The 16430-nt window shown below is 70.9% G+C and carries 10 protein-coding genes; 9 read left to right on the forward strand and 1 reads right to left on the reverse strand.

Annotated features, from left to right (window positions below; genetic code table 11):
- Window positions 1-37: 37 nt before the first annotated feature.
- The 9 genes from C6Y14_RS14770 to C6Y14_RS14810 all read left to right on the forward strand — a co-directional run bounded on the left by C6Y14_RS14770 (window position 38) and on the right by C6Y14_RS14810 (window position 14757).
- Window positions 38-1018, forward strand: a complete 981-nt coding sequence (locus C6Y14_RS14770; protein WP_107017387.1) for a hydroxyacid dehydrogenase — start codon at window positions 38-40, stop codon at window positions 1016-1018.
- Window positions 1019-1020: 2 nt separating this feature from the next.
- Complete coding sequence (locus C6Y14_RS14775; RefSeq protein ID WP_107017388.1) at window positions 1021-2916, forward strand: DUF2264 domain-containing protein; 1896 nt, start codon at window positions 1021-1023, stop codon at window positions 2914-2916.
- A 136-nt stretch (window positions 2917-3052) separates the two neighbouring features.
- On the forward strand, window positions 3053-3733 hold the full coding sequence (locus C6Y14_RS14780) for a hypothetical protein (protein ID WP_107017114.1): 681 nt from the start codon (window positions 3053-3055) through the stop codon (window positions 3731-3733).
- A gap of 635 nt (window positions 3734-4368) precedes the next feature.
- A complete protein-coding gene (locus tag C6Y14_RS14785; RefSeq protein ID WP_107017115.1) occupies window positions 4369-5382 on the forward strand; it encodes a LacI family DNA-binding transcriptional regulator in 1014 nt (337 codons plus the stop codon).
- A gap of 303 nt (window positions 5383-5685) precedes the next feature.
- The gene (locus tag C6Y14_RS14790; protein ID WP_107017116.1) at window positions 5686-7020 is read left to right on the forward strand and encodes an ABC transporter substrate-binding protein; all 1335 of its coding nucleotides are present in this window, start codon (window positions 5686-5688) and stop codon (window positions 7018-7020) included.
- Between the two features lie 7 nt (window positions 7021-7027).
- Window positions 7028-7978, forward strand: a complete 951-nt coding sequence (locus C6Y14_RS14795) for a carbohydrate ABC transporter permease (RefSeq protein WP_107017117.1) — start codon at window positions 7028-7030, stop codon at window positions 7976-7978.
- On the forward strand, window positions 7975-8832 hold the full coding sequence (locus tag C6Y14_RS14800) for a carbohydrate ABC transporter permease (RefSeq protein ID WP_107017118.1): 858 nt from the start codon (window positions 7975-7977) through the stop codon (window positions 8830-8832). The genes C6Y14_RS14795 and C6Y14_RS14800 overlap by 4 nt, the downstream gene beginning before the upstream one ends.
- A gap of 48 nt (window positions 8833-8880) precedes the next feature.
- Entirely contained in the window at window positions 8881-11625 is a 2745-nt protein-coding gene (locus tag C6Y14_RS14805) for a glycoside hydrolase family 38 N-terminal domain-containing protein (RefSeq protein WP_107017119.1), read from the forward strand.
- A gap of 75 nt (window positions 11626-11700) precedes the next feature.
- Window positions 11701-14757, forward strand: a complete 3057-nt coding sequence (locus tag C6Y14_RS14810; RefSeq protein ID WP_199854750.1) for a glycoside hydrolase family 2 TIM barrel-domain containing protein — start codon at window positions 11701-11703, stop codon at window positions 14755-14757.
- Window positions 14758-14830: 73 nt separating this feature from the next.
- Here C6Y14_RS14810 and C6Y14_RS14815 read toward each other — a convergent pair whose 3' ends face one another.
- Window positions 14831-16141 carry an alginate lyase family protein gene (locus C6Y14_RS14815; protein ID WP_107017120.1) on the reverse strand — a complete coding sequence of 437 codons (1311 nt, stop codon included), beginning with the start codon at window positions 16139-16141 and terminating at the stop codon, window positions 14831-14833.
- Window positions 16142-16430: the final 289 nt, after the last annotated feature.

Here is a 16430-nt window from a genome sequence, read left to right on the forward strand (position 1 = left end):
CCCCGGGCCCGGTTTCCGGCCCCGCGCCGCCCTGGCCATGTCCCAGGACGCCGCCGCGGCCGTCCTCGACAGCGCGTCGCTCGACGCCTTCCGCCGGGTCTGCGACCTCGCCGCTCCACCGGTGCTGGACGATCTGTCGACGCCACGGGCGACATCGCTGCTGGCCGACGTCGACCTGCTGATCACCGGCTGGGGCTGCCCGGTCCTGGACGAGGAGGTGCTGCGCGCGGCACCGCGGCTGCGGGCCGTGGTGCACACGGCGGGCAGCGTGCGCGCGCATGTCACGGACGCGTGCTGGGAACGCGGGATCGAGGTGTCCTCCGCCGCCGCGGCCAACGCCCTGCCGGTCGCCGAGTACACCCTCGCCATGATCCTGCTGGCCGGCAAACAGATCCTGGAACGCGGCCGGGACTTCAAGGCGTCGAGGAGGAGGGACGACTGGCTGCGCACCCCTGACACCATCGGCAACTACCGCAGCACCGTCGGTATCCTCTCCGCGTCGCTGATCGGCCGCCGGGTCGTCGAGCTGTTGCGCCCGCACGACATCGAGGTCCTGCTCCACGACCCGTACGTGAGTGACGCGGACGCGGCCGAACTCGGCGTGCGGCGCGTCGAGTTGGCGGAGCTGTTCGCCCGCTGCGACACCGTCAGCGTGCACACCCCGCTGCTGCCCACCACCCGGGGCCTGGTCGGCCGCGCCCTGATCGACTCGATGCCGGCCGGGGCCATGCTCATCAACACCTCCCGGGGAGCCGTCATCGACCAGGAGGCGCTCACCGACGCCGTCCTGGCGGGCCGGATCCGGGCGGTGCTGGACGTCACCGACCCCGAGGTGCTGCCGCCGGACCACCCCCTGTGGGACTGCGAGAACGCGCTCATCACCCCTCATCTGGCGGGTTCCCAGGGCAACGAGTGGCGGCGGCTGGCCGACCTCGCGCTCGCCGAGACCATCCGCTGGGCGTCCGGCACCGGATTCCTCCATCCCGTACGACGCGAAAGGCTGGCGTTCCTGGCATGAGCATCCGCATCCCCTTCGAACTCCCCCCTGAGGACCGTGCGTCGAGCCCGTACACCGGTTACACCCGGGCCCACTGGGAGGCCGTCGCGGACGGTCTGCTGGCAGCCGCGTGGCAGTGGGGCACGCCGGGCCGGGCCCTGCTCGACCTGCCGGGCCGGCCTTCGCGTTCGGGAGTGCGCTCCGACGGTCTGGAAGGCTTCGCCCGGACGTTCCTCGCGGCCGGCTTCCGGGTCGCGGGCGCCGGTGGCGAGGACCCGCACGGCTGGCTGGAACGCTACGCCGACGGGCTGGCCGCAGGCACCCTCTCCCCGGGCCGCGACGACACCGAGTCCTGGCCGCTGATCCTCGACCACGACGTCCAGGGCCAGCCCATGGTCGAGTCGGCGTCGGTCGCCCTCGGTCTGCGGCTGACGGCGCCCTGGCTCTGGAAGCGTCTCGACGCCGGCGTGCAGGACCGGGTCGAGGAGTGGCTGCGCGGCTCTCTGCGCCACGTGCCCGCCCCGAACAACTGGTACCTCTTCCCCTACACGGTCGCCGGTTTCCTGGAGTCGGTGGGCCGCGGCGACGCCGAGACGGCCGCGGTACGGCAGCGGGCACTGGAGCTGATGGAGGGCTGGTACCGGGGCGGGGGCTGGTACGCCGACGGGGACGGGCGCGCCTTCGACCACTACAACGGCTGGGCACTGCACCTGTACCCGGTCCTCGACGCCCACCTCGGCGGCGACGCGGCCCTTCTCTCCCGATACGGCGACCGGCTGCGCGAACACCTCGACGGCTTCGGGCTGATGTTCGGCGCGGACGGGGCGCCGATGCACTTCGGCCGGTCGCTCGCCTACCGCTTCGCCGCGTCCGCCGCCGTCGGCCTGGGTTCCCTGACCGGTCACACGCCACTGACTCCGGGTGCCTCGCGCCGCCTGGTCAGCGGAAGCCTGCAGCACTTCCTCGACCGCGGGGCGCTGACCGACGACGGTCTGCTGAGCCTCGGCTGGTACGGGCCGCACGACGCCACCCTGCAGACGTACTCCGGACCGGCCTCGCCCTACTGGGCGTCGAAGGCGTTCGTCTCCCTCCTCGCCCCCGCGGACCACCCCCTGTGGAGCGCCACGGAGGAGCCCGCGCCGGTGGAGGAGACCGACCGGGTACTGGCCCTGCCCGCACCCGGACTGCTCGTACAGTCGACTCGGGCGGACGGGATCGTACGGCTGCACAATCACGGCAGCGACCATGTACGGCCGCACGAGCCCGAGTCGGCCGACGGGGACGATCCGCACTACGGCCGGCAGGCCTACTCGACCCGGACCGGCCCGACGGCGTCCGGGAACACGGCGGACAACCACCTGTCGGTGGAGGTCGGCGGCCGACGCAGTGTGCGGCGCCGGATCCACCCGCTCGGCGCGGGACACGGCGACGGCTGGGGCTGGGCCGCTTCGTGGCACCGGCCCGTCTTCGTGGGCGGCCCGCCGATGGTTCCGGGGCTGCGCGTGGAGAGCGTGACGGTGGTGCGGGGGCCGTACGAACTGCGGGTGCACCGCGTGGTGGGAGCGCCCCCGGGGGCCCGCCTCACCCACACCGGGTGGGCGACCGGGCCGCAGGAGCCGCTCGTCTCGGCACTGCACGGGCTGCACGGCTGGAGCTCCGAGCCGGAGACGGTCCGGGCGCCGCAGGGCACCGCGTACGTGCCGTGGGCGCAGCTGCCCCGCCTGGCCGGCGAGACGGACGGCACCTCCGTGCACGTATCCCTGGCCGCCCTCACCGGCGAACCGGGACCCGGCCCGCTCGCGGAGGCCGTCACGCACGTGGTGGCCGACGCCGCCGGCGTCGAGGTGGTGTGGGCGGACGACGGTACGCGTACACGGGTGTCGTTCGAACCGGTCCGGGTGACGCACAGGAGGAGTTAGCTCCCCCCGTGCACCGGCCGGTGCTCCCGTGCGCCGGGGTGCGTGGCCGGATTCCCTCCGCCGTCGGGGGCACGAGGCCGCACGCTGGGTATTCCTCTCCCCAAGGATGGCTTGCGGCGTTGGGGGGACTGGCACTGTGGCACGCCTGTCGTGGACGTCAGGACCGCCCCGCTCGTCCTTCTCCCGCAGACGGCACACCGTGCGGCGGCTGCGGGACCAGGGGCTCTACGGGCCCAGGTTCCGTGACGTCCTGCCCGCGCTCGCCGGTGCGGTCGTGGTCGTCTGCGCGGTGGCCGCCGGGCTGGCGGTGGGGTACCGCGTGGGCGGGCCGGTCGTTCCGGTCGTCGGCGTCTCCGTGCCGGCCCTCGTCGTCGCCGTGGAGATCCGGCGCCGGCGGCCGGGCGCACGTCGTCGGCGCGGGCGCTACACCGCGGACGAGTTACGTGAACTCGACGTGCAGGGGCTGGCGTTGGCCGTCGCGCGGATGTTGCGGCGGGACGGCTGGCGGGTGCGGCTGCTGCCTGCGCCGGACCGGCCCCGGCTGTACGCGCGGGACTCGGCGGGCCGGCAGCTCGACGTGGCGTTCCGGCCGGTGGCGGAGCCGCTGCCGGACGAGGCGCTGCCGGACCCTCGCACCCGCCGTCATGCGGACGGGCCGCGCCTCCAACTGGTCGTGCACCGGGGTGTTTTCAGGGACCGTGACATCCGATGGGCCCAGCGCCAGGGGGACACCCGGCTCGTGAACGGCTCCACGCTCGAACGCTGGGCGGAGGGGACGGGCTTGAACGAACTGTTCGACCCACCCTTGTGGGACTGAGTCCCCGGCCATGACCGCTCTCCATCCGTCTGCACCCCGGCGGGGGTGACCCGCGCAGTTCCCCGCGCCCCCAAAAAACGGGGCGGCGCACCAGCCCACCCACCTGCGGCCCGGTAGGGGTGACCCGCGCCGTTCCCCGCGCCCCCAAAAAACGGGACGGCGCACCAGCCCACCCACCTGCGGCCCGGTAGGGGCGACCCGCGCAGTTCCCCGCGCCCCTGGAAGACGGGGCTGCGCCCCGGTCTTCCAGCGCCGAGGACGACGACCAAAAAACGCCGCCCCGCCCCACCGCCTTTCGCCCCTCAGGGGCGCGGGGAACTGCGCGACCAGCCCCCACCGGCCCGCCGGACGAACGACGAGGAGCCGGACCTCAAGGGGCGCGGGGAACTGCGCGGCCAGCCCCCACCGGCCCGCGGACACCCTCAGGGGCGCGGGGAACGGCGCGATCGGCCCCCGCCGGGCCATCGGGCCGCCGGACGAACGACGAGGAGCCGGACCCAAAGGGGCGCGGGGAACGGCGCAAACGCCCCCACCGGCCGCAGGGCCACCGCACGGCCCGTCGTCGTGCCGGCGCAAGCTACCGGCATACTCAGGACGCGCCCGCACCCGCGGACGCGAGAAGCAGGAGGTAGGCGATGGTGTCGACACCGGGGGCAGAGCGGGCAGAGCCCCGGAAGGTCACGATCAACGACGTCGCCAGGTCCGCCGGAGTGTCCCGGCAGACCGTGTCACGCGCACTCAACGACAAGGACGAGATCGACGGCGACACCAAACAGCGCGTCCTGGACGCAGCCCGCGCCCTCGGCTACCGGCCGAGCCGGTTCGCCCGGGGCCTGGTCCGCCAGGACACCATGACCATCGGCCTGGTCATCCCCGATCTGCTCAACCCGTTCTTCACGGAGGTCGCCGCCGCCGCCCTGGAGGCCGCCAGAACCCGCGGCTGGCATGTCGTCGTGTACGACACCGCCGACCGCGCGGAGGAGGAGCGCGGCACACTTCAGGTGATCAGTTCGCAGGTGGACGCGGTGATCGGCTACTTCAGCTGCCCCGAGAGCGAACTGGAGGCGTTCACGCGCGGCATGCCGGTGGTGCTCATCGGCCGCGAGGGCAGGTCGACCCGGTTCAGCTCGATCCGGATCGACGGCCAGGAGGGCGTCCACGCAGCCGTCGCGCACCTGGTCGCGAAGGGCCACTCCCGGATCGGCATGCTGGACCATCACACGAGGGCCGAGCCGAGCATCCGGCACACGTGGTTCACGGCAGCCGCCACGGCCCACGGGATCGACCCGGGCGCGGTGGTCGGCGCGGACCAGACGGCCGACGGCGGCGGCTCGGCGCTCCGGGAACTGCTCTCCGCGCATCCCGGCGTCACCGCGGTCTTCACGTTCAACGACATCATCGCGATCGGCGCCCTGCGGGAAGCCCGCCGGCTCGGCAGGAGCGTCCCGGAGGATCTGGCTGTCATCGGCTTCGACGGACTGCAGCTCGGCGCACTCGTCGAACCGCCGCTCTCCAGCGTCGCCCTCGACACCCGACGCCTCGGCGCGCTCGCCATCGAGCAGGTCGCACGGCTGCTGTCCGAGCCGCCCCCGCTCGCGATCACGGACCTGGTCGTACATGCCGAGCTGCGGCTCAGCGGGTCCGCGTAGCAGACTGTTCGGCGACGCGTCCGGCGATCCGTTCGACGGCCTGCTTAACACGCCGGTAACGCGCGAGACCCGAATGTCTTGACATTGAACCGCGCCGAAGCGCAGACTTCCGACCACTTCGCATTGCACTTCGCGACGTTTCTCCGAGCTTCTCCGTGAGCGCTCCCGTGAGCGTTCACGGGAGCGCTCACAAGTACCTGAACAGCGTTGCGTCCCGTCCCTTCCACCCATAGGGCAGTCCGCCCGAGGGATCAGCATCGAGCCGCCTAGCACCGTCGCTAGCCGTTGTCTGGAACGGAAAATATGAGCAACACAGTCACGCGCATCCGCCTCGCCGTCGTCGCCGCGGCCGCCGGTGTCCTCGTACTCGCCGGATGCTCGTCGTCCGACTCGTCGGGCAGTTCGTCCGCGGCTTCCTGCGAGCCCGCCAAGGGCAAGGTGACACTCCAGTACTGGAACACGGTTCCGGGCATGGACGACGTCGTCGCCCTGTGGAATAAGAAGAACCCGGACATCCATGTCGAGACGAAGAACATCTCGAACGACCAGTACGGCACCCTCGGCAACGCCCTCAAGGCCGACAAGGCGCCGGACCTCGCCCAGGTCGGCTACGACCAGCTGCCCAACCTGCGCACGCAGAACGCCTTCGTGGACGCCTCCGACTGCTCGGCCGCCGCGAAGGCCAAGTCGAAGTTCGTGCCGTGGACGTGGTCGCAGACCAGTTTCGGTGACACCGGCGTGTTCGCCCTCCCGCAGGACACCGGCCCGATGGCGCTCTACGTGCGCAGTGACATCTTCGAGAAGTACGGTGTCGCGGTGCCCAAGACCTGGGACGAGTACGCGGCGGCCGCCCAGAAGCTGCACAAGGCCGATCCGGACCTGGACATCACGTTCTTCGACCCGAACAACGCCGAGTGGTTCAACGGGCTCATCTGGCAGAACCAGGCCAAGATGTACGGCTACTCCGGCGACAAGTGGCATGTGACCGTCGAGTCCGAGCAGAGCAAGCAGGTCGCCGAGTACTGGCAGAAGCTGATCTCCGACAAGCTCGTACGCACCGACCTCGCCAACGGTTCGACGCAGATGTACGCCGCGTACCAGAAGGACCAGATCGCCAGCTACGTCGGCGCGGCCTGGGGCTACAGCATGTTCCGCGACAACCTGCCCAAGCAGGCCGGCAAGTGGAGCATCGTTCCCATGCCGACGTGGGGCACGAACGGCGCCTCCGGCGACTGGGGCGGCTCGACCGTCGCGTTCATGAAGGGCGGCAAGCACCTCTACGAGTCGGTCGAGTTCAACACCTGGCTGAACACCGACCCCGAGGCGCTCGCGCTGGAGAACAAGCTGGGCGGCCTCTACCCGGCCGCCAACGCAGGGCTGCAACTGCCCGCGCTGTCCAAGGGCGTGCCGTACTACAACAACGAGAAGATCTTCGATGTCTTCGCGGACTCGTCCAAGAACATCGACACCAGTTTCACCTGGGGCCCCACCCAGAAGACGGTGAACCTCGCGCTCCAGGACGCGATGGCGAAGGCCGCGGCCGGCGACGGCACCCTCAGCGACGCGCTCTCGGCCGCCCAGAGCGCCGCGGTGAAGTCGATGAAGGACCAGGCGATCCCGGTCACGGCAGGCAAGTGAACGCGACATGACCGACCTCGCTGCCCGCACGACGCGCGTGGTGACACCTCCGAAGGGCCGCCGCCGTCTCCCCGACGGCGGTGGCCCCCGGGCCGGCACCATCACCGCGTTCCTGCTCCCCTTCTTCCTTCCGTTCGTGCTGTTCTACCTGGTACCGGTCGGCTACGCGCTCTGGCAGAGCTTCCGGGCCGTGCACCGCACCGGCGGTCAGTACGGCACCTCGTACACGAGCTTCGGCGGCTTCGAGCAGTACCAGAAGGTCTTCGAGAACACCGAGTTCTGGTCCAGCATCGGGCGCATCGGACTGTTCGGTGTCGTACAGGTGCCGGTCATGCTGTTCGTCGCCCTCATCATGGCGCTGCTCCTCGACACCCCCCTGCTGAAGCTCAAGTCGGTCTTCCGCATGACCGCGTTCATGCCGTACGCCGTACCGGGTGTCATCGCCGCGATCATGTGGTCGTACCTCTACTCACCGCAGCTCAGCCCCGTCGTGGACCTGCTGAACGGCATCGGTCTCGACCCCGACTTCCTCGGCCCCGGAGCCGTACTGTGGTCGGCGGCGAACATCTCCACCTGGCTGTGGACCGGCTACAACATGCTCATCATGTACTCGGCCCTGCAGTCGATCCCGCAGGAGCTGTACGAGGCCGCCAAACTGGACGGCGCGAGCAACTGGGCCATCGCGTGGCGCATCAAGGTGCCGATCATCGCCCCGTCGATCGTCCTCACCACGGTGTTCTCCATCATCGGCACGCTGCAGCTCTACGCGGAGCCGGCCGTGCTGCGGCAGATCTCCTCCAACATCTCCAGCACGTTCACGCCGAACATGCTCGCCTACGCGGTGGCGTCCGGGAACAACTACCAGCAGGCCGCGGCGATCTCGGTGGTCATCGCAGTCATCACCTTCGTCCTGAGCTTCGGATTCATGCGCCTGACGTCGAAGAGGGCCGGCCTGTGAGCAACGCACGTGTGAACCGTGAGAGCCGGGGCAGCCGCACGGCGGCCATGGCCCTGATGCTCCTGCTGGCCATTTATTTCCTGCTGCCGATCTACTTCCTGATCGTCGCGGCCACCAAGCCGCAGGGGGACCTGGCCACCACGAACGGGCTGGCGTTCTCGCACTTCAACCTGTTCGACAACCTGCGCGTCCTGTTCACCCGCAGCGACGGCATCTTCGGGCGGTGGGCCGTCAACACCGTGATCTACGCGGTGCTGGGCGCGGCCGTGGGCACGCTGATCTCCGCGCTGTGCGGGTACGCGCTCGCCAAGTTCCGTTTCCGCGGGCGGGAGTTCCTCTTCTCCGTCATCCTCGGCGGTGTCCTCGTCCCCACCACCGCGCTGGCGCTCCCGCTGTTCCTGCTGTTCTCGGCGACCGGGATCGTCAACACCTACCTCGCGGTGTTCCTGCCCAGCATCGTCAGCCCGTTCGGCGTCTACCTGGCCCGCATCTTCGCCAACGCGGCCGTTCCGCAGGAGCTGATCGAGTCGGCTCGGCTGGACGGCGCGGGTGAGTTCCGCACGTTCTTCTCGGTGTCGTTCAGACTGATGACACCGGCCCTGGTGACCATCTTCCTGTTCCAGTTCGTCGCCATCTGGAACAACTTCTTCCTGCCGATGGTCATGCTGCAGAAGGAGTCCCTGTTCCCGATCACCCTCGGCCTGTACCAGTGGAACGGCCAGACCGCCCGGGCCCCGCTCCTCCAGCAGTCCGTCATCACCGGCTCGCTGGTGTCGATCGTGCCGGTGATCATCGTGTTCATCCTCCTGCAGCGGTTCTGGCGCACCGGTCTCGCGGCCGGTTCACTGAAGTGACCGACCGCGCTTCATCCCCTCCCGCCCGTACAGAAGGTTTCTGCCGCCATGAGCAACTCCGCCGTCTTCGTGCCCCATTTCCACTGGGACCGGGAGTGGTACGAGCCGTTCCAGGTGTTCCGGCACCGACTGGTCACCGCCCTCGACACCGTACTGGAGACGGCCGAGTCGAACCCTGACTTCCGGTTCACCGTCGACGGGCAGATGGCCGCGATCGAGGACTATCTGGAGATGCGGCCGGAGAACCGCGACCGGCTCGGCGCCCTGGTCGGCGACGGCCGGATCGCCGTCGGGCCGTGGCTGATCCTGCTCGACGAATTCCTCTGCTCCGGTGAGACCATCGTCCGCAACCTGCAGATGGGCTGGGCCGCCGCGGCGGACCTCGGCGGCGCGATGCCGGTCGGCTATCTGCCGGACATGTTCGGCCACGTGGCGCAGATGCCGCAGATCCTCGCGCGCGCCGGGATCGAGCACGCGGCCCTGTGGCGTGGCGTGCCCGGTTCCGTCGAGGGGCACGCCTTCCGCTGGCGCGCGCCCGACGGCTCCGAGGTGCGCACCGAGTTCCTCTTCGACGGCTACGACAACGGCCTCGACGTGCTGCTGGTGCCCGACCGGATCGGCCGCGCGCTCGGCGACTACGCGGAGATGACGGCCGACCGGTGGGGCACCGACCCGGTCCTGGCGATGGCGGGAACCGACCACAACGCACCCGACCCGCACCTCGCGGCCTGGCTGCGGCAGGCGTCCGGCGAGGGACGCGCCATCACCATGGCGACCCTCGTCGAATACCTCCGCGAGCATGTGCGCGGCGAGGTGCCGGCCGTCGTCACCGGGGAGTTGCGCAGCCACTCACGCGGCAACATCCTCCCGGGCGTGCTCTCCGTACGGCTCGGCCTCAAGCAGCGGATGGCCCTCGCCGAGCGCACGGTCGACCACGCCGAGCGCATGAACGCCCTGTGGTCCCGGCGCGACGACACGCGGTTCCTCGCCCTCGCCTGGCACAAGATCATCGAGTCGACCGCGCACGACTCGGTGGTCGGCTCCGGCACCGACGAGACCTGCGACCAGGTCGCCGCACGCCTCGCGGAGGCCGCACAGACCGCGCGCGCCGTCCGGGACGCGGCACTCGCCGAACCCGCCGCCCGGGTACCGAGCGACGGCCATCTGGTCGCCAACCCGCTGCCGTTCGGGCGCACGACGCTGGTCGAGGTGGATGTCGTCGCCCCGCCCGCCGGTACGCGTCTGGTCGCGACCGGAGCCGACGGCTCGGCGCACCCCGTGCAACTGGTCTCGGAGGCGCCGACGGTCCTCAGCGACGAGCGCATGGACGCCTCACAGCTCGAACGCGTGCTGCGCCGTATCCACCGCCGTGAACTGTTCGGCCGCCTCATCGACCACTACGACCTCAGCCCCGGTTCGCTCGTCTTCCACCTCGCCGAAGTCCCGGCCGGGGGACCGTTCGACCTGCTCATCCTGCGCAAGGAGGTCGCCGCCGCTGCCGCCGCGCATCCGGGCGAGTGGCGGGTACTGACGCTGGAGGAGCCGCGGGCCACCGCGCTCGTCCCCGTCGAGGTCCCCGCGTCCGGACTGACCGCGTTCCGGGTCGAGCCGCACGAGGACACCGCCGGCGCATCGGGCCCGTACGCGCCCACGCGGACCTCGTACGCGACGGCGACGGATCGTACGCTCTCCAACGGTCTGGTCGAGGTCGCGGTCGCCGCGGACGGCACGCTGGACATCGTCGGCGCCGACGGGACCGTGCTGCGCGGTGTCGGTCGTCTCGTCGACGGCGGTGACCGCGGTGACAGCTACAACTACGCTCCCCCGGCGCACGACGTCCTCGTCCAGGACCCGGTGCAGATCACCGTCGACGTCCTCGAAGACGGCCCGCTGCGGTCACGGCTGCGGGTCACCCGCTTCTACGCCTGGCCCGTCGCCCTCTCCGGCGACCGCGACCTGCGCGACGGACGGACCGTGCCGACCCCGGTGGAGACACTGGTGGAGGTACGGGCCGGTGAACCGTTCGTGCGTGTCTCCACCTCGTTCCTCAACCAGTCGGCGGACCACCGGCTGCGCTTCCACGTGCCGCTGCCCGAGCCGGTGACCACGTCCTCGTCCGCCGGACAGTTCGCCGTCACCGAACGCGGACTCACCGCCGAGGGCGGCTGGGGCGAGTACCCGCTGCCGACCTTCCCCGCCAGTACGTTCGTGTCGGCGGGCCCCGCCACGGTCCTGCTCGACCACTCCAGCGAGTACGAACTCGTCGGCGAAGGCACCGAACTGGCCATCACACTGCTGCGGGCGATCGGCTCGATCAGTGTCAACATCCATCCGCTGCGCGACGAGCCCGCTGCGAGCGAGATCCCCGTGCCGGGTGCGCAGGATCTCGGCATGCGCGTCGAGAACCGCTTCGCCGTGGTCCCGTCCGCCACCGGCTGGCGCGGGGCGGACGCGGTGGCTCTCGCCGAGGAGTTCCGGGGCGAGGTGCTCGTCACCCGGGGAACCGGGACCGCCGGAGGCCAACTGCCGCCGCAGACCGTCGGGTTGCGTGTCGACGGGCAGGACGTCCTCGTGTCGAGCATCCGCCGTGTCACCGACGACGAGGCCGGGAGCGGCACCGAAGTACGGCTGACCGCCCTGCGCGACAGCGCGTCCACCGTCCGCGTGACGGGTGCGTTCTCCGAGGCCACCACCGTGGATCTGCTCGGCCGGCCCCTCTCCCGTACCGAGGCCGTGAACCAACTCGAACTCGAACTCGGGCCATGGGAGATCCGCACGGTCGTCCTCCGGTAGGACCCCCTCCGCCAGAGGGCCCCCTCCGCCAGGGGACCGTCGACACACAGAAAGAGTTGTGACCTTTTGTCCACCGTGCCCTTCCCCCATGTCTCGGACCTGGTTTCGGACCTCGCACCAGGGCGTGGCGCGCTGCGCCCGGCGCGCTCGTGGCTGCGCTCCGACGCGCCCTCGCTCTCGCTGAACGGGCGCTGGCAGTTCCGGCTGTCGCCGACCGCGTCCGGACCGGAGGACTTCGCGGCCGACGGCTTCGACGACCACGGCTGGGACAGCATCCCCGTGCCCTCCCACTGGGTGCTGGAGGGCGACGGGGCCTACGGCCGGCCGATCTACACGAACATCCAGTTCCCCTTCCCGATCGACCCGCCCCACGTCCCGGACGAGAACCCGACCGGTGACTACCGGCGGCACTTCACGGTTCCCGCCGACTGGGCGGAAGCCGAGCGCGTGGTCCTGCGCTTCGACGGCGTCGAGTCGCTGTTCCGGGTGTGGGTCAACGGCACCGAGATCGGCAGCGCGAGCGGCAGCCGGCTCGCCCACGAGTTCGACGTCACCTCCGCGGTGCGCACAGGCGACAACGTCATCGCCGTACGGGTGCATCAGTGGTCGGCGGCCAGCTATGTCGAGGACCAGGACCAGTGGTGGCTGCCGGGCATCTTCCGCGATGTCACGCTCACCGCCCGGCCGGTCGGGGGGATCGAGGACGTCTGGCTGCGGACCGGCTTCGAGCAGGATTCCGGGCGGGATGAGGGGCGGGGCGCGGGGCTGGTCGAGGCGGAGATCACCGCCGGCGCCGCCGCGTTCCCGGTCACCCTGCGCATCCCCGAACTCGGCGTCGAGCGTGTCTGGGCCGCGCCGGGCGACGTGGCGCCGTTCGCTGTCCCGGGCGTGGAGCCCTGGTCGGCCGAGGTGCCCCGCCTGTACGACGCCACCGTGTCCACCGCCGCGGAGAGCATCGCGCTGCGGGTCGGTTTCCGCACGGTCGGGATACGCGGCGACCAGTTCCTGGTCAACGGCCACCGCGTCGTCTTCCACGGCGTGAACCGGCACGAGGCGCATCCCGAGCGTGGCCGCGTCTTCGACGAGGAGCACGCCCGCGAGGACCTCGCCCGCATGAAGCGGTTCAACGTCAACGCCATCCGCACCAGCCACTACCCGCCGCACCCCCGGCTGCTCGACCTGGCCGACGAACTCGGCTTCTGGGTCGTCCTGGAATGCGACCTGGAGACGCACGGCTTCGAGAAGCTCGACTGGGCGGGCAACCCGAGCGACGACCCGGCATGGCGTGAGGCCTACCTGGACCGCATCCGGCGCACCGTCGAACGCGACAAGAACCACCCGAGCATCGTGATCTGGTCGCTCGGCAACGAGGCGGGCACCGGCGGCAACCTGGCCGCCATGTCGTCGTGGGTCCACGCCCGCGACCCGGAACGCCCGGTGCACTACGAGGGCGACTACACCGGCGAGTACACGGACCTCTACTCGCGCATGTACGCGTCGGTGCCGGAGACCGAGCAGATCGGCAGCGACAACGCACGCTCCACGCTGCTGAACTGCACTCCCGCGCAGAGTGCACGGCAGCGTACGAAGCCGTTCCTGCTGTGCGAGTACGCGCACGCGATGGGCAACGGGCCGGGCGCGTTCGACCAGTACGAAGCACTCGTACGGCGGTATCCGCGGCTGCACGGCGGCTTCGTGTGGGAGTGGCGCGACCACGGCATCCTCACGACGGCTCCGGACGGGACGGCGTACCACGCGTACGGCGGTGACTTCGGTGAGGTCGTGCACGACGGCAACTTCGTGATGGACGGCATGCTGCTGACCGACGACGTCCCCACGCCCAGCCTCCATGAGTTCAAGGCGGTCGTGCAGCCCGTCGAGTTCACCTTCGAGAGCGAGGGTGACGGTGACGGTGACGGCCGGGACCACGGCAAGGTCCAGGGTCACGGTGAGGTCGTGGTCACCAGCCTGCGGCACACCGCCGACACCTCCGACCTGCGCTTCCGCTGGCGTGTCGAGCACGACGGCATCCCCGTGGCCTCCGGCGTGTTGGACGTCCCCGCCGTCGTGGCGGGTGGGTCGGCGCGGGTGCCGCTGCCCACGGTCTCCGTCGCCCACGACGCCGAGACGTGGCTGACGATCGACGCGGTCCTGGCGGCACCGACCACCTGGGCACCCGCGGATCACGTGCTCGCGTCGGCCCAGCTGGACTGCTCGGCACCTCGTCGCGTGCCCGCTGTCCGGTCGCGGGCCGCTTGGCTCCCGGGCGACGGAAACCTCTCGCTCGGCATCGCCGAGTTCACCGGTGGCTCGCTGACGCGCCTGGCCGGACGCGAGGTGAGCGGGCCGCGACTGGAGCTGTTCCGCGCGCCGACCGACAACGACGAGAGCCCGTCCGACGGGGTCGAGGAGAGCGACGCGAGTATCGCCGGGGTGTCCAACGCCGAGCTGTGGCGTCGTGACGGTCTCGACCGGCTGACGACACGGCGGATCTCCGTGGCACACACCGCGGACGCCCTGCGCACCGTCGACAAGGTCTCCTCGGCGAACTCCGCGTCCTGGGTGACGGTGGAGTCCATGTGGTCGGTCGAGGACGGTGACCTGGAACTGCGCGTGGAGATCGAGCCCTCGCGCGGCTGGCGGACGGTGTGGCCTCGCATCGGGATCCGCTTCGAGCTGCCCGACGGCACGGCTGCCGTCGACGGGGCGGACTGGTTCGGTCTGGGGCCGCTGGAGTCGTATCCCGACAGTCTCCGCGCGGCCCGCACGGGCCGGTTCTCCGCCACGATCGCCGACCTCTCGGTCGATTACGCGCGCCCGCAGGAGACCGGGCACCGTTCCGGGCTGCGTCGGCTCACACTGGCGAACGGCGCGAGCGAGGTGCTGCGCATCGACGCTCTCCCCGACACGCGCGGGCGCCGGCCCGGCTTCACGCTCAGCCGCCACACCCCCCAGGAGATCGCCCTCGCACGTCACCCCTTCGAGCTGGGCGACTCGACGACGAGCCACCTGATCATCGACGCGGCCCAGCACGGGCTCGGCTCGCGCTCGTGCGGACCGGACGTGTGGCCCGAGTTCGCGCTCCGCCCCGAAGCGCGCACGATCAGGTTGCGGATAGCGGCGACGGGTTGAGATTCCGGCGCAGCCCACCGTCACGCGGTGGGCTGCGCCGGAACCCTGGGGATCAGCGCCGGAATCCTGGGGATCAGCCCGTTATCGAGTCCAGTTGTTCGGCGGCGGGCCGCAGCGCCCACAGGTCTCCGCCCGGCGGCTCCTCCAGCAGTGGCACGGCCCGCCTCGCCTCGCGGTCGCCGGCGTCCGCCGCCGCGTGGACGACGTCGCTCGCCGCGAACCGGCGGAATTCGAGTTCCGGGTGCGGCCAGGCGACGCGTCCCGTGGCCGCCGGAAGCAGATAGCGCACGGCCTTGAACAGGCTCTGGCCGGCCGGCCCCCGGTGGCGCCACAGGTCCACGCCGACGTGCTGCCCGATGGCGGCGAGTCTGGTGTACGCGACGAGGTCGAAGGTCGAGTAGTGCCAGCTCCTGGTCCGGGTGAGTTCCTGGGGCTGGCTTCCGTCCGCCGCGATCTGGGGGTCGATGCGTGTGACGGCCGCGTCGCGTACGGTCCGGCGGGCCAGGTCCGTCTCGCCGGTGGCGGACGCCAGACCCGCCACCAACAGGTCGTAGAACGTGCCGTGGTTGTTCGCCGCCGCCGCTTCCTGCCGGCCGAAGTCGCTGTTCGTCAGCCAGTCGAGGAAGTCGCTGTTCCACTGCCGCATGCCGACTCGGTCCGCTCTGCTCCAGGCGGGCGCGCCGGACTCAAGGATCGCGACGGCGTCGAGGACCGCCGTGTAGGACTGCGAGAAGTCGATGATGCCGATGGCCCGGCCGTCGTACTTGCAGGGGATGAACTGGGCGTGGTCGAGATGCGGGTTCATCCGTGTGGCCGATGCCAGGAACCAGGTCCGCAGGACCTGTGCGGCCTTCTCGGCGTACTGCCGCTTTCCCGTGTAGTGCCAGGCCAGCGCGAGGTCGTACGACGAGTCGAAGACGTTCTCCAGATCCAGCCGGTCGGTGCCCGAGTCGACCTCGGGATTGCGCTCGCCGTCCCGCTGGACGTACGGGCAGCCCCAGGGGTTGTCGGCGGTCGGCGATCGGCTGGGCCACCAGTAGGGGGCCTGGCTCAGATAGTCGTGTGCATCGCCGCTGGGCGCGGGCCTCGGCTTGTCGACGACGGTCCACGGGCCCTGGTCCAGCCACTTGTCGGCTCGTCCGGTCAGATACGTGACCGCTCTGCGGAGTTGGGGGTCGCCGTGCCGGAGGCGCACCTTGGTCTGCTGGAGCCGTCCGCCGTCGAGGACGACGGTGTGGGGCCGCGCGGCACTTGAGTGATCGGTCCGTGCGTGCACAGTCCCTGTGTGCGCAGCCCCCGGGTGAGCGGAGGCTGCGGGGGCCAGCAGGCCGACGAAGAGAGCCATGGACGTCAGAACGGCGAGACGGCGAACTCGTTTACCCATCGATCCTCGTTCGTGTAGGCGAATGAAGTTCATGGATGGAGACGATGTGAGGTTAGGGGCGATGCCCGGAGTTGGCAATGGGGCTGCGCGGGCCGGTGGTTGCGGCCCCGGGAGCCCCGCGGGCGCGCGGCTGTCACGCCGGGCCGCTGCCAACTGCCCCTTCCGCCGGATCTCTTGACACCCCGCGCTCCCGCCTCAACACTCCGTCACGGGAGAGTGGGAGAGCGCTCTCCCGACGATCTCCCGGTCGAGCGTCCCGCGCCACGGGCCGCCCCGCACAGTTCCCCCC

The sequence above is a fragment of the Streptomyces dioscori genome, assembly GCF_003024195.1.
In the GTDB taxonomy this organism is placed as follows: domain Bacteria; phylum Actinomycetota; class Actinomycetes; order Streptomycetales; family Streptomycetaceae; genus Streptomyces; species Streptomyces dioscori.

Excerpts from the sequence above, each read along its gene's own strand:
- C6Y14_RS14770 (WP_107017387.1), top strand. The coding sequence starts at position 38 with ATGTCCCAGGACGCCGCCGCGGCCGTCCTCGACAGCGCGTCGCTCGAC.
- C6Y14_RS14815 (WP_107017120.1), bottom strand. The coding sequence starts at position 16,141 with ATGGGTAAACGAGTTCGCCGTCTCGCCGTTCTGACGTCCATGGCTCTC.
- C6Y14_RS14790 (WP_107017116.1), top strand. The coding sequence starts at position 5,686 with ATGAGCAACACAGTCACGCGCATCCGCCTCGCCGTCGTCGCCGCGGCC.
- C6Y14_RS14785 (WP_107017115.1), top strand. The coding sequence starts at position 4,369 with ATGGTGTCGACACCGGGGGCAGAGCGGGCAGAGCCCCGGAAGGTCACG.
- C6Y14_RS14795 (WP_107017117.1), top strand. The coding sequence starts at position 7,028 with ATGACCGACCTCGCTGCCCGCACGACGCGCGTGGTGACACCTCCGAAG.
- C6Y14_RS14805 (WP_107017119.1), top strand. The coding sequence starts at position 8,881 with ATGAGCAACTCCGCCGTCTTCGTGCCCCATTTCCACTGGGACCGGGAG.